This window comes from Streptomyces thermocarboxydus (genome assembly GCF_024760485.1).
GTDB lineage: Bacteria > Actinomycetota > Actinomycetes > Streptomycetales > Streptomycetaceae > Streptomyces > Streptomyces cellulosae.
Map to the genome: position 1 here is coordinate 1,538,435 of NZ_CP058273.1, position 12,859 is coordinate 1,551,293.

Here is a 12,859-nt window from a genome sequence, read left to right on the forward strand (position 1 = left end):
GTGCCGCCCCGTCAGCGATCCGGCGACTCTTCACCCCTTCGGGGAAGATCGGAGAGCATTTTCGATTTCCGGGGTACGGCTGTTCCCCGCCGTCACCCTCCAGGGGCCCCGCCGGCGGGCGCGTCCTACGCGACGACGCGCCCGTCGAGCACCACCCGGCGCGGAGCGGTGAGCACCCGCAGGTCCGCGCGCGGGTCGGCGTCGTAGACCACCAGGTCGGCCGGGGCGCCCTCCTCCAGGCCGGGGCGGCCGAGCCAGGCCCTGGCCTTCCAGGTGCCGGCGGCGAGTGCCTCGACGGGCGGGAGTCCGGCCTTGGCCAGTTCCGCCACCTCCTCGGCGGCGAGCCCGTGCGGGAGGGTGCCGCCGGCGTCGGTGCCGACGAAGACGGGGATGCCGGCGTCGTAGGCGGAGCGCACGGTGTCGTAGCGGCGCTCGTGGAGCCGGCGCATATGGGCGGACCAGCGCGGGAACTTGCTCTCGCCGCCGTCCGCGAGCGCGGGGAAGGTGGCGATGTTGACCAGGGTCGGGACGATCGCGACGCCCCGTTCGGCGAACAGCGGGATGGTGTCGTCGGTCAGGCCCGTCGCGTGCTCGACGCAGTCGATGCCCGCCTCGACGAGGTCGCGCAGGGAGTCCTCGGCGAAGCAGTGTGCGGTGACGCGGGCGCCCAGCCGGTGCGCCTCGGCGATGGCCGCCTCCACGGCGCCGCGCGGCCAGCAGGCCGACAGGTCGCCCAGGTCGCGGTCGATCCAGTCGCCGACCAGCTTCACCCAGCCGTCGCCGCGCCGGGCCTCCTGGGCGACGTACGCGGCGAGGTCGTCGGGCTCGACCTCCCAGGCGTAGTTGCGGATGTACCGGCGGGTGCGGGCGATGTGCCGTCCGGCCCTGATGATCTTCGGGAGGTCCTCGCGGTCGTCGATCCACCGGGTGTCGGAGGGCGATCCGGCGTCGCGCAGCAGCAGCGCGCCGGCGTCCCGGTCGGTGAGAGCCTGCTTCTCCGCGACGTCCTCGGGGACGGCGCCGTGCCGGTCGAGACCCACGTGGCAGTGGGCGTCGACCAGGCCGGGCAGCACCCAGCCGTCGACGGTCCGGACGTCACGGGCGCCGGCGGGACGGTCGTAGGAGACGCGCCCGCCGACCACCCACAGCTCGTCGCGGACCTCGTCCGGCCCGACGAGGATCCGCCCCTTCACGTGCAGCACCGACTGATCGCTCATGCCCCGCACGATAGTTCGTCGCCCGCGGCCCCGTGCGGGCGCTCCCGCCGCCACCGGCCCTCCTGTCACGGACGGTCGTTCTTCCTGGAGCCGGCCCGCTCACTCGACGATCCGATGTCCGAGACCCGGGTCCTCGTCGGCCTGCTCGACGTGCGCCTGTACGACGTGCGCGATCCCGGCGACCTGCGGGCGGCGGCCGGCCGGGCGGAACGCGCGGTCGAGGTGGCCCGTGCCATCCGCTCCCTGTATCCCCTGGCAGGCGTGCCGGAGGAAGGCCGCCGGGCTGCGGGAGGCGGCGGGTGGGTCCGGCGCCGCGCGGGAGCCGGCCGGTGAGGCGGCCGCCGTACGGGCCCGCGTGGGCCGAGACCGCGGAGCGCACCGTACCTCATGGCTGTGACACACCTGTGTACCGCCTGTGTGCCGGCCGTATCACGGCGGGTGACATAGTGCCTGTCGGTGACGTGACGCACCGGCAGGCACGCGTGCCTCCCTGGCGTATCGCCGTCACCGACGGCAAGTGAGCGTCCGGGCAGGCGTCCCGGGCGGTCTTTCAGTGACACAACAGGGGGAACACCCAGTGGGACACAAGGGACGCGCCGTTCTCGCGGCCGCCGCGGTCATCACCGTCGGACTCGGACTGTCGGCGTGCAACGACGACGGCGACGCGGACGCGGCGGCGAAGGAGTCGCCGTCGGCCTCGGCGCCCGCCGAGACGCCCGCGTCGGAGGAGCCGGCCGAGGAGAGCCCTGCGGCCGGCGGTGACGTCACCGCCCCGGGCACGAAGCTCAAGGTCGGCGACCGGGCCGTCCTGCCGTTCGAGTACACGAGCGAGAAGAAGGGCACCATCGCGGTCACCGTCACGGCGATCGAGAAGGGCGCCGAGGCCGACATGGTCGGCGCCTTCGGTGCGAAGGCCAAGGGCATGACGCCGTACTACATCAAGATGAAGGTGGAGAACGTCGGCGGTACCGACCTGTCCTACGCCTCGCTGAAGCTGGACGGCGATCTGGAGGGCGGCGCCGGCACGGGTGTCATCCTGATCGGCGACCTTCCGGGCAAGTGCGACCGGGAGAACGCGCCGGCCGACTTCACGGCCAAAGGCGCGTCGTTCGAGACCTGCTCGCTGAGCGCGACGAAGACCGCGCCGGTCGTCGCGGCGTCGTTCGACGAGGGCGACGCCTACGAGGACGAGCCGGTCGTCTGGGCCGCCGGCTGACGTCCGCCGCCCACCGGGGCCGCCCTCCCGGAGTCGCCCTGCGGGGCGGGTTCCGGGAGGGCGGCTTCGTCCGTGCCGTGCTCCGCCGGTCTAGCTAGCCGGACTTCCTCACCTGGTCCGACGTCTCCTCCTCGACCTCCGCCATGGCCGGGTCGAGGAGCCGGGACAGGAAGTGCCGGGTGCGCTCGTGCTGGGGCGCGCCGATGACACGCTCGGGGGTGCCGTCCTCGACGATCACGCCGCCGTCCATGAAGACGACCCGGTCGGCGACCTCGCGGGCGAAGGTCATCTCGTGGGTGACGACCATCATCGTCATGCCCTCGTCGGCGAGCATCCGCATCACGGCGAGGACGTCGCCGACCAGTTCGGGGTCGAGCGCCGAGGTGGGCTCGTCGAACAGCATCACCTCGGGGCCCATGGCGAGCGCGCGGGCGATGGCGACGCGCTGCTGCTGGCCGCCGGAGAGGGAGGACGGGTAGGCGTCGGCCTTCTCGGCGAGGCCGACCCGCTCCAGGTTCTGCGCGGCGACCTTCGCGGCCTCCCTCTTGCCGCGCCGCAGCACGCGGCGCTGGGGCAGTGTGAGGTTCTCGGTGACGGTCAGGTGCGGGAACAGGTTGAACTGCTGGAACACCATGCCGATACGGCGGCGTGCGGCGTCGATGTCCACGTCCGGGTCGGTCAGTTCGACGCCGCCGACGAAGACCTGGCCCTCGGTGGGCTCCTCCAGGAGGTTCACGCAGCGCAGGAGGGTGGACTTGCCGGAGCCGGACGGGCCGATGACGCAGACGACGTCGCCCTGGCCGATCTCCAGGTCGATGCCGCGCAGCACATGGTTGTCACCGAACGACTTGTGGAGTCCGCTGACGCGGATCTCGGGGCGGCTCACTTGACGGCCTCCTGGGCCTTGGCCTCCATGCGGCGCACGACGAAGCCGAGCGGGATGGTGATCAGCAGGTAGCACAGGCCGGCCACCAGGATCGGCGTGGAGTTGGCGGTCTGGCTGGCCAGGTCGCGGCCGTACTTGGACAGCTCGCGCTCCTCCAGGGTGACGCCGAGGAACAGCACCAGCGAGGAGTCCTTGAACAGCAGGACCAGTTCGTTGGTGAGCGGCGGCAGGATGATCCGGAAGGCCTGCGGGATGATGATCGACACCATGGCGCGGCCGGGTGAGAAGCCCAGCGAGCGGGCCGCCTCCATCTGCCCCTTGGGGACGGCCTGGATGCCGGCCCGGATGGTCTCCGCCATGTAGGCGGCGGCCACCAGGCCGAGCGCGAGGGCGACCTTGCCGTACGTGCCGCCGATGATCTCCGTGCCGGGGAAGGCGAGCGGGACGGCGACGCCGATGAAGATGAAGATCAGCAGGGCGGGCAGGCCGCGGAAGATCTCGATGTAGATGCCGGCCAGCCAGCGGTAGGGGCCGACGGACGACAGCCGCATCAGGGCGATGACCATGCCGAGCGCCAGGCCGACGCCGAAGCCGGTCACCGTGTAGAGGACGGTGTTCTTCAGCGCCAGCGTGATGACGTCCGGGAACATCCGCCGGGCGATGTCGACCTGCGCGAACTGGTTCTGCAGCCGTCCCCAGTCGGCCGTGACGCCGAAGGCGATCACGGCCGCGACGAACACGGCGTACTGGATGCCGCGCGAGATGCTCCGCTTCTGGCGCCGGGTCAGGCCCTTCCGCCGGGGGACGGGCGTCTTCTCCGTGTCGGCCATGGGGTCAGGAGGCGGCCGGCGAGGCGGCGGACTCGTCGTACGGGCCGATCCACTGCTCGTACAGTTTCTTGTACGTGCCGTCCGCCTTGGCGTCCGCGAGCGCCTTGTTCACGGCCTCGCGCAGGGCGGTGTTGCCCTTCTTCACGGTGAAGCCGTACTCCTCGCCGGTGTCGATCTGCTCGGCGACGGTGAAGGCGTCGGCGTTGGCCTTGTCCTTCAGCCAGCCCTGGACGACGGGGTAGTCGATGACGACGGCCTTGACCTGGCCGGTGCGCAGGCCGTTGAGGACGGCGTCGGAGGACTCGAAGGAGACCGGGTCGTACCCCTGGCCCTTGACGTAGTCCTCGCCGGTGGTCTGCGCCTGGGCGCCCAGCTTGACGTTCTTCGCCTTCACGTCGGCGAGGGAGCCGACCCCGCTGTCCTTGGCGACGAGGACGGCCTGGGTGGCGTTGAAGTACGGGTCGGAGAAGTCGACGTTCTTCTTCCGCTCCTCGGTGATGGTCATACCGGCCGCGGCCAGGTCGCACTCGCCGGAGTTGAGGAAGGCGCCGGTCTTGAAGTTCTCGAACGGCGTGTCGAGGATCTGCTGCTTCACGCCGAGGTCGTCGGCGACCAGGTCGATCAGGGCGACGTCGAAGCCCTGCACCTTGCCGTCGATCTCCGACTGGAACGGCGGGTACGGCAGGTGGGTGCAGGTGGTCAGCCGGCCCGCCTTGACGAGCTCGACCCCGCCGGCGGTCTTGGAGCCGCCGCCCGAGTCGCCGGTGGACGTGCAGGCGGCGAGGAGCACCATCCCGGCCGTCGCGGTGGTGGCAACCAGGACCCGGGTCCTGCGGCCGGGAAGCGTGTTCACGAGGGCCTCCTGTGAGCGAAACGAGAAGTTCCGATTATAAGGAAACGTTTGGGCACCTCACATCAATCGGAGGAGGACTACGCCGTTCGGCCTCCGATCTTCCGCTCACGCCCCGTGATTCGGCCCCCGGCGTGCCGACGGCCCGGACCGCGAGGGACGGTACGGGCCGTCGGACGGAGGGGTGCACGGGGGCCGTGCGGCCCGGCGCCGCCCGGTCGACCAGACCGGCGAGGTCGTTGAGGATCGAGTGGTCCAGCGTGGAGCTGCCCGGCTTGGTGTAGTTGAACACCGCCTTGTAGTCGCCGGACGTGACGTCCGCGGCCTGGGCGGTGGTGGGGGCCAGCAGGCTCAGGCCCAGCAGGGCGGGTACGGCGAGTGAGCCGGCGACCCGTATTCGTCTTCGCACGTGAGCGCTTCCTCGATGTGGGGTGTCTTGCAGGAGCGTCACGGTAGTGATCCGGCGGGCAAGATCAAAGCGGTCCTTCGGACAACCTGACGGGCGGCCGCCGGGGAAGGGTTAGGCTCGCAGGCGCGTACCGCGATCCTGAGCGAAAGAGCACCACCGTGACGAACCTCCTCCTGGACCTGCCCCCGCTGAGCGCCGCGCGCTTCGCCTCGATCGAGGACCGGGTGGCACGGCTGCTGGGCACCGGGCAGGACGTGCTGATCACCCAGGGCGAGGCGCTGCTGCCGCTGGAGGGCGCGATCCGCGCCGCGGCCGGGCCCGGGACGACCGCGCTGAACGTCATCACCGGCCCCTACGGGCAGACCTTCGGCGACTGGCTGCGGGACTGCGGCGCCACGGTCATCGATCTGACGGTGCCGTTCCACACGGCGGTGACCGCCCAGCAGGTGCGGGACGCGTTCGCCGAGCACCCGGAGATCGACTTCGTGTCGCTGGTGCACGCCGAGGCCGCCACCGGCAACACCAACCCGGTCGCCGCGATCGGCGAGGTGGTGCGGGAGCACGGCGCGTTGTTCTACCTGGACGCGGTCGCCTCGGTGGGCGCGGAGCCGGTGCTGCCGGACGCCTGGGGCGTCGACCTGTGCGTCATCGGGGCGCAGAAGGCGATGGGCGGGCCGGCCGGGGTGTCGGCGGTGTCGGTGAGCGAGCGGGCCTGGGCCCGTATGGCGGCCAACCCGAACGCGCCGCGCCGGTCCTACCTCTCCCTCCTCGACTGGAAGGAGCGGTGGATCGACGGCGGCCGCAAGACGCTGCTGCACGCGCCGGCGCAGCTGGAGATGCTCGCGCTGGAGGCGTGCGTGGAGCGGATCGAGGCGGAGGGCCTGGAGACGGTGATGGCCCGGCACGCGTCGGCTGCCGCCGCGACGCGGGCGGGGGTCGTGGCGCTGGGCGGGGGGATCGCACCGTACGTGCGTGACGCGGGGGATGCGGCGCCGGTCGCCACGACGGTGCGGGTGCCTTCCGGGACGACGGCGTCGGAGCTGGTGGCTCGCGCCCTGGCCGCGGACCCTGAGCTGCCGCTCGCGGCGGGTGGGGGTGTGCTGGCACGGGAGATGATCCGGGTGAACCACTACGGGCCGGACGCGACGCGGGGGACAGTACGGGCGTGCTTCGCGGCTCTGGCAACGGCCCTGAGGGACGCGGGGCTGTCCGTCGACCTGCCCGCGGCGCTGGAGGCGGCGGAGCGGGCGTGGGGCTGAGCGGGACTTACTGAGCCGCCGGCGCTGGCACGGCCCGGGTGTGCCGCGCACCCCGGCGCTGACGGGTCACCACCTGCGCCCACCCTCCCCGTCGCTCTGGGGGGTACCTCCCAGGCCCTTGAGGCACTGGGAGAGGCACGACTGCCCGCAGACAACGAGGGCGGTGCGCCCCCAGGGGCGCGGGGAACTGCGCGACCAGCCCCCACGAGCCGCAGACGGGACACCGCAGACCCCGGCAAACGAACTGCCGCCCCTCCAGGACCGCGGGGAACTGCGCGACCAGCCCCCACGAGCCGCAGACGGGACACCGCAGACCCCGGCAAACGAACTGCCGCCCCTCCAGGGGCGCGAGGAACTGCGCGACCAGCCCCCACGAGCCGCAGACGGGACACCGCAGGCCCCCGCAGACGAGCTGCCGCCAGGCCGCTTCCGGCGCGGCCGGACACGACGCGTGGGGCCCGGACACGACCGGTGCCGGAGGGATCGCCGGCAGGCAGGACGTGCCTGCGGTGCACGAGGACGAACCCGGGTTCACCCTCGACCCGGAGAACGGGATGGACAAGACGCTCGCCGTGTGGCGGAGGAAGATCGCCCGGGGGCGGAAGGCATGCGCCGGGCTCCCCGACGGGATGACGGGAGCGTAAATTCCGATTGTTTATCGGAATCCCCCGCACAGATACTCCCGCGACATTCCCCGGCTTATTTCCCTATTACTTGCGTGAACAGCTTCCCGTTCTCTTCTGCCCGCTCTTCCGGACCCTAAACACCCCGATCCAAGAAGCGGCTACCGGACGTTTCCGGGCGCGGTCACGAGAGTTACACAGATGTGACAGGTTCCACACCGCACCCGATTCGCCCCACTTTCCACCGTACGAAAAGGGGCATTTCAGAGACCCCTCGCGCGGACACGCCTGCACGCGCGATAACACATGACACGCTCGCACGTAACCCCGCGAGACGATGCAATTTTGAATTTACCTCGGTAAGTTCAATTCGCATGACTGCCGCACAAGCAGACCTGCAAATCGACCGCCCGACCGTGGCGGACGGAGCCGTGCTGTGGCGGATAGCCAGGGACTCGAAGGTCCTCGACCTGAACTCGTCGTACAGCTATCTGCTGTGGTGCCGTGACTTCGCCGCCACCTCGGCCGTCGCTCGCGACGAGCGCGGAGAGGCGGTCGGCTTCATCACCGGCTATCTCCGCCCGGACAGCCCGCGCACCCTGCTGGTCTGGCAGGTCGCCGTCGACGAGGCGCACCGCGGCCGCGGTCTGGCCGCCGCCATGCTCGACGCGCTGGCCGCCCGGACCGCAGCGGAGCACGGCGTGGACACCCTGGAGACCACCGTGTCCCCCGGCAACACCGCCTCCGAGCGCCTGTTCACCGCGTTCGCGGAGCGCCACGGCGCCCTGCTGGAGCGCGAGGTGCTCTTCGGCACCCCGGACTTCCCCGACGGACCGCACGACCCCGAGGTTCTTCACCGCATCGGGCCGTTCGCCCTCTGACGGGCCGGCCCGGCCCCCCGATCTTCCGATTCCTCCGACTTCCCACGCCACCGAGGAGCGATTCGTCGTGACCATCACCCAGCCCGACCTCAGCGTCTTCGAGACCCTCGAGTCCGAGGTGCGCAGCTACTGCCGCGGCTGGCCCACCGTCTTCGACCGTGCGCACGGCAGCCGCATGTACGACGAGGACGGCCACGAGTACCTCGACTTCTTCGCCGGAGCCGGTTCACTCAACTACGGCCACAACAACCCCGTCCTGAAACGCGCCCTGATCGACTACCTGGAGCGGGACGGCGTCACGCACGGTCTCGACATGTCGACGACGGCCAAGCGCGCGTTCCTGGAGTCCTTCCAGAACTACATCCTGCGGCCGCGTGACCTGCCGTACAAGGTCATGTTCCCGGGCCCGACGGGCACCAACGCCGTGGAGTCCGCGCTGAAGCTGGCGCGGAAGGTGAAGGGCCGCGAGTCTGTCGTGTCGTTCACCAACGCCTTCCACGGCATGTCGCTGGGCTCGCTCGCCGTGACCGGCAACGCCTTCAAGCGGGCCGGCGCCGGTGTCCCGCTGGTGCACGGCACGCCGATGCCGTTCGACAACTACTTCGACGGCCAGGTCCCGGACTTCCTGTGGTTCGAGCGCATCCTGGAGGACCAGGGCTCGGGCCTCAACAAGCCGGCCGCCGTGATCGTCGAGACCGTGCAGGGCGAGGGCGGCATCAACGTGGCCCGGCCCGAGTGGCTGCGCGCCCTGTCCGAGCTGTGCGAGCGGCAGGACATGCTGCTCATCGTCGACGACATCCAGATGGGCTGCGGCCGCACCGGCGCGTTCTTCTCCTTCGAGGAGGCGGGCATCACGCCGGACATCGTCACCGTCTCCAAGTCGATCAGCGGCTACGGCCTGCCCATGGCGCTGACCATGTTCAAGCCGGAGCTGGACGTCTGGGAGCCGGGCGAGCACAACGGCACGTTCCGCGGCAACAACCCCGCGTTCGTGACGGCCACCGCCACCCTGGAGGCGTACTGGGCGGACGGCTCCGCGATGGAGAAGCAGACCCGCAAGCGCGGCGAGCAGGTGGAGCAGGCGATGACCGCCATCACCGAGGAGAGCCCCGCCGACGTCAAGGAGTTCCGCGGCCGCGGTCTCGTGTGGGGCCTGGAGTTCCACGACAAGGAGCGCGCCGGCCGTGTCGCCAAACGCGCCTTCGAGCTCGGTCTGCTGATCGAGACGTCCGGCCCGGAGAGCGAGGTCGTCAAGCTGCTCCCCGCCCTGACCATCACCCCGGACGAGCTGGACGAGGGCCTCAGGGTCCTGGCCCGCGCCGTCCGTGAAACCGCCTGAAGAACACCCCAGCCGAGGAGGCATCGCAACACCGTGATCGTCCGTTCGTTCAAGGAGCTCGAAGGCACCGACCGGCACGTCAAGAGCGCGTCCGGCACGTGGGAGAGCAAGCGCATCGTCCTCGCCAAGGAGAAGGTCGGCTTCTCCGTGCACGAGACGATCCTGTACGCGGGTACGGAAACGAACATGTGGTACGCGAACCACATCGAGGCGGTCGTCTGCACCAAGGGCGACGCCGAGCTGACCGACCGCGAGACCGGGAAGACGTACCACATCACCCCCGGCACGATGTACCTCCTCAACGGCCATGAGCGGCACACGCTCAAGGTCAAGGAGGACTTCCACTGCATCTGTGTCTTCAACCCGCCCGTGACCGGACGGGAGGACCACGACGAGAACGGCGTCTACCCGCTGCTCACCGAGGAGGTGTGATCCACCGTGACCACGACCACACGCGTCACCGATCTGTACCCGACCCGCGGTGCCACCGAGGTGGTCACCCCGCGCCAGGACCCGGTCGTCTGGGGTTCCCCGGACACGCCCGGCCCCGTCTCGGCCGGTGACCTCCAGGCGCTGGACCGCGACGGCTTCCTGGCCGTCGACCAGCTGATCGGCCCGGACGAGGTCGAGGTCTACAAGCGCGAACTGGACCGGCTGGTGAGCGACCCGGCGATCCGCGCGGACGAGCGCTCGATCGTCGAGCCGAAGTCGCAGGAGATCCGCTCGGTCTTCGAGGTGCACAAGATCAGCGAGGTGTTCGCCCGGCTGGTGCGCGACGAGCGGGTCGTCGGGCGCGCCCGGCAGATCCTCGGCTCGGACGTGTACGTCCACCAGTCGCGGATCAACGTCAAGCCCGGCTTCGGCGCGAGCGGCTTCTACTGGCACTCGGACTTCGAGACCTGGCACGCCGAGGACGGCCTGCCGAACATGCGCACCATCTCGGTCTCGATCGCGCTCACCGAGAACTACGACACCAACGGCGGTCTGATGATCATGCCGGGGTCGCACAAGACGTTCCTCGGCTGCGCGGGCGCCACCCCGAAGGACAACTACAAGAAGTCCCTGCAGATGCAGGACGCGGGGACGCCGTCCGACGAGGCGCTGACCACGATGGCGTCGGAGTACGGCATCAAGCTGTTCACCGGCAAGCCGGGCTCGGCGACCTGGTTCGACTGCAACTGCATGCACGGCTCCGGCGACAACATCACGCCGTATCCGCGCAGCAACGTGTTCATCGTCTTCAACAGCGTCGAGAACGCGGCGGTCGAGCCCTTCGCGGCCCCGATCCGCCGCCCCGAGTTCATCGGCGCGCGGGACTTCACCCCCGTGAAGTAGTGACACGTACGGCGGTGACGTGTGCGCACCGCCCCATCGACTGCGGGCCGGGCCTCCTCGTGTGGGACAAGGAGGCACCGGCCCGCTGCCGTGCGCTCAGCCGGACAGCGCGTCCAGCAGCCGGTCCACGTCGGCGGCCGTGTTGTAGAGGTGGAACGACGCCCGCAGGTTGCCGGCCCGGTTCGACACCTCGATGCCGGCCCGTGACAGCTCCGGCTGCAGCCGTCCCAGCCCCGGCACGGACACGATGGGCGAGCCGGGCGCCGGCACGGGCTCGTGGCCCAGCGAGGCGGCCCCGGTGCGGAACCGGTCGGCGAGGGCGAGGTCGTGGGCGCGGACGGCGTCCACGCCGAGCTCCTCCAGAAGCGTGAGGGACGCCCGCAGGCCCGCGTAGCTGAACAGCGCGGGGGTGGTGTCGAACCGCCGTGCGCTGCGGGCGAGTTCGGTGACGGGGCCGTAGCAGCTGCCCCACGGGTCCTCCCCCGCGGTCCAGCCGGCCTGCACCGGGACCAGGTCGCCGAAGTCCTCGGGGACGGTGAGGAAGGCGGCGCCGTGCGCGCCCAGCAGCCACTTGAAGGTGATGGCGACGGTGTAGTCGTACGCGCCTGCCCGCACCGGCAGCCAGCCGGCCGCCTGGGAGAAGTCGGCGTAGGTGCGCGCCCCGTGGGAGCGGGCCGCCTCGCGCAGCGCGGGCAGGTCGGCGATCCGGCCGTCGGCGGACTGCGCGGCGCTGACCGCGACCAGCGCGGTGCCCGGCCGCACGGCGTCGGCCAGCGCCTCCAGCGGCGCGGACCGCACCTTGAGGTCGCCGCGCGCGTGGAACGGGTTCAGTACGGAGGTGAAGTCGTCGTCGGCGGTGAGGACTTCGGCGCCCGGCGGCAGAGACGCGGCGACCAGCGAGGAGAACAGGGCGACGGTCGCCCCGGCCGCGACCCGTTCGGCGGGCACGCCGGCCAGCCGGGCGTAGGCGGCACGGCACACCTCGACGTCGGCGAACAGCGGGTCGAGCGGGCGCCCTTCCGCGCGCAGCCGGACAGCCGCGTCGAGCGCGGCGACGGCCCTGGCGGGCAGCAGGGCGCTGCTCGCGGTGTTCAGGTAGGTGTTCTTCGGGGTGAACTCGGCACGGACGAGGCTCTCGAAGGTCTCCATGGGACCACTCTGCGACCCCGCCGTGCCCCCGTCCATCGCACATGTCTGCGCGGTACCGCTAAGGAACGCTTATACGTTCCCGCCGACCTGCGGGTTCGTCCCTACGCGTTCCGCGCCCGCGTGTCGTCCCGGTCCGGCACCGCGCACCCGTCCGGGCCGCATGCCTCGGCGTCCGTGCCCCCGTCGACGAGGGTGAGCGGGGACCGCTCGCCCCAGGCCTGGGTGAGCGCCTTGGTGAAGACGTCCACGGGCTGGGCGCCGGAGACGCCGTACTTCCGGTCGAGCACGAAGAACGGCACGCCCCGTGCGCCGAGCTCGGCGGCCTCCCGCTCGTCCTGGCGGACCTCGGCGGCGTACGCCTCCGGGTCGGCGAGCACCGCGCGGGCCGCGTCGGGGTCGAGGCCGGCGGCTTCGGCGAGTCCGACGAGCCGCTCGTCGTCGCCGAACAGGGAGCGCTCCTCGGCGAAGTTGGCCCGGTAGAGCAGGTCGAGCAGCTTCTCCTGGCGGCCGTGCTCGCGGGCGAAGTGGAGCAGGCGGTGCATGTCGAAGGTGCCGCCGTGGTCGCGGCCGCGGGTGCGGTAGGGCAGGCCCTCGGCGGCGGCCTGGGCGCCCAGGTTGTCCTCGCCGGCCTCGGCCTGCGCCTGGCTCATGCCGTACTTCTTGGTGAGCATGGTGAGCACCGGCTCGACGTCGTCCTTGGCGCGGCCCGGGTCGAGCTCGAAGGAGCGGTGGACCACCTCGACCCCGTCGCGGTGCGGGAAGGAGGCCAGCGCCTTCTCGAAGCGGGCTTTTCCGACATAGCACCAGGGGCAGGCGATGTCGCTCCAGATCTCGACGCGCATGGGCGGGCTCTCTCCAGGGTCGG

The 12,859-nt window shown here is 71.1% G+C and carries 15 protein-coding genes; 8 read left to right on the forward strand and 7 right to left on the reverse strand.

Annotated elements, in window-relative coordinates:
- Positions 1–125 precede the first annotated feature (125 nt).
- On the reverse strand, positions 126–1,217 hold the full coding sequence (locus tag AY578_RS07230; protein ID WP_136239297.1) for an amidohydrolase family protein: 1,092 nt from the start codon (positions 1,215–1,217) through the stop codon (positions 126–128).
- Positions 1,218–1,331: 114 nt separating this feature from the next.
- Between AY578_RS07230 and AY578_RS07235 the strand changes: the two genes are divergently transcribed.
- Positions 1,332–1,550 (forward strand): hypothetical protein, encoded by a 219-nt coding sequence (locus tag AY578_RS07235; protein ID WP_136239296.1) that lies wholly within the window; start codon positions 1,332–1,334, stop codon positions 1,548–1,550.
- Positions 1,551–1,794: 244 nt separating this feature from the next.
- Positions 1,795–2,433 carry a hypothetical protein gene (locus AY578_RS07240; protein ID WP_019522156.1) on the forward strand — a complete coding sequence of 213 codons (639 nt, stop codon included), beginning with the start codon at positions 1,795–1,797 and terminating at the stop codon, positions 2,431–2,433.
- Between the two features lie 94 nt (positions 2,434–2,527).
- Here the strand turns inward: AY578_RS07240 and AY578_RS07245 are convergent, their stop codons facing one another.
- The 4 genes from AY578_RS07245 to AY578_RS07260 are packed head-to-tail and all read right to left on the reverse strand — an operon-like array spanning position 2,528 to position 5,408.
- The gene (locus tag AY578_RS07245) at positions 2,528–3,319 is read right to left on the reverse strand and encodes an amino acid ABC transporter ATP-binding protein (protein WP_019522157.1); all 792 of its coding nucleotides are present in this window, start codon (positions 3,317–3,319) and stop codon (positions 2,528–2,530) included.
- Positions 3,316–4,149 carry an amino acid ABC transporter permease gene (locus tag AY578_RS07250; RefSeq protein WP_019522158.1) on the reverse strand — a complete coding sequence of 278 codons (834 nt, stop codon included), beginning with the start codon at positions 4,147–4,149 and terminating at the stop codon, positions 3,316–3,318. The genes AY578_RS07245 and AY578_RS07250 overlap by 4 nt, the downstream gene beginning before the upstream one ends.
- Before the next feature lie 4 nt (positions 4,150–4,153).
- On the reverse strand, positions 4,154–5,002 hold the full coding sequence (locus AY578_RS07255) for a transporter substrate-binding domain-containing protein (RefSeq protein ID WP_019522159.1): 849 nt from the start codon (positions 5,000–5,002) through the stop codon (positions 4,154–4,156).
- Between the two features lie 34 nt (positions 5,003–5,036).
- Complete coding sequence (locus AY578_RS07260; protein WP_202415541.1) at positions 5,037–5,408, reverse strand: hypothetical protein; 372 nt, start codon at positions 5,406–5,408, stop codon at positions 5,037–5,039.
- Between the two features lie 158 nt (positions 5,409–5,566).
- Between AY578_RS07260 and AY578_RS07265 the strand changes: the two genes are divergently transcribed.
- The 6 genes from AY578_RS07265 (at position 5,567) to thpD (ending at position 10,845) form a co-directional block, all read left to right on the forward strand.
- Positions 5,567–6,667, forward strand: a complete 1,101-nt coding sequence (locus tag AY578_RS07265) for a pyridoxal-phosphate-dependent aminotransferase family protein (RefSeq protein ID WP_136239295.1) — start codon at positions 5,567–5,569, stop codon at positions 6,665–6,667.
- Positions 6,668–7,176: 509 nt separating this feature from the next.
- On the forward strand, positions 7,177–7,311 hold the full coding sequence (locus tag AY578_RS07270) for a hypothetical protein (RefSeq protein WP_258902187.1): 135 nt from the start codon (positions 7,177–7,179) through the stop codon (positions 7,309–7,311).
- Between the two features lie 353 nt (positions 7,312–7,664).
- Positions 7,665–8,171 carry a diaminobutyrate acetyltransferase gene (gene ectA, locus AY578_RS07275; RefSeq protein WP_136239294.1) on the forward strand — a complete coding sequence of 169 codons (507 nt, stop codon included), beginning with the start codon at positions 7,665–7,667 and terminating at the stop codon, positions 8,169–8,171.
- A gap of 67 nt (positions 8,172–8,238) precedes the next feature.
- Complete coding sequence (gene ectB / locus AY578_RS07280; RefSeq protein WP_019522163.1) at positions 8,239–9,510, forward strand: diaminobutyrate--2-oxoglutarate transaminase; 1,272 nt, start codon at positions 8,239–8,241, stop codon at positions 9,508–9,510.
- Between the two features lie 33 nt (positions 9,511–9,543).
- A complete protein-coding gene (locus AY578_RS07285) occupies positions 9,544–9,942 on the forward strand; it encodes an ectoine synthase (RefSeq protein ID WP_019522164.1) in 399 nt (132 codons plus the stop codon).
- Between the two features lie 6 nt (positions 9,943–9,948).
- A complete protein-coding gene (gene thpD, locus AY578_RS07290; protein WP_019522165.1) occupies positions 9,949–10,845 on the forward strand; it encodes an ectoine hydroxylase in 897 nt (298 codons plus the stop codon).
- A gap of 96 nt (positions 10,846–10,941) precedes the next feature.
- On the opposite strand, the gene AY578_RS07295 is transcribed toward thpD, so the two are convergent.
- Together AY578_RS07295 and AY578_RS07300 are read right to left on the reverse strand one after the other, a co-directional pair.
- Complete coding sequence (locus AY578_RS07295) at positions 10,942–11,994, reverse strand: aminotransferase class V-fold PLP-dependent enzyme (protein WP_215047991.1); 1,053 nt, start codon at positions 11,992–11,994, stop codon at positions 10,942–10,944.
- 101 nt (positions 11,995–12,095) lie between these two features.
- Complete coding sequence (locus tag AY578_RS07300; RefSeq protein ID WP_136239293.1) at positions 12,096–12,836, reverse strand: DsbA family oxidoreductase; 741 nt, start codon at positions 12,834–12,836, stop codon at positions 12,096–12,098.
- Positions 12,837–12,859: the final 23 nt, after the last annotated feature.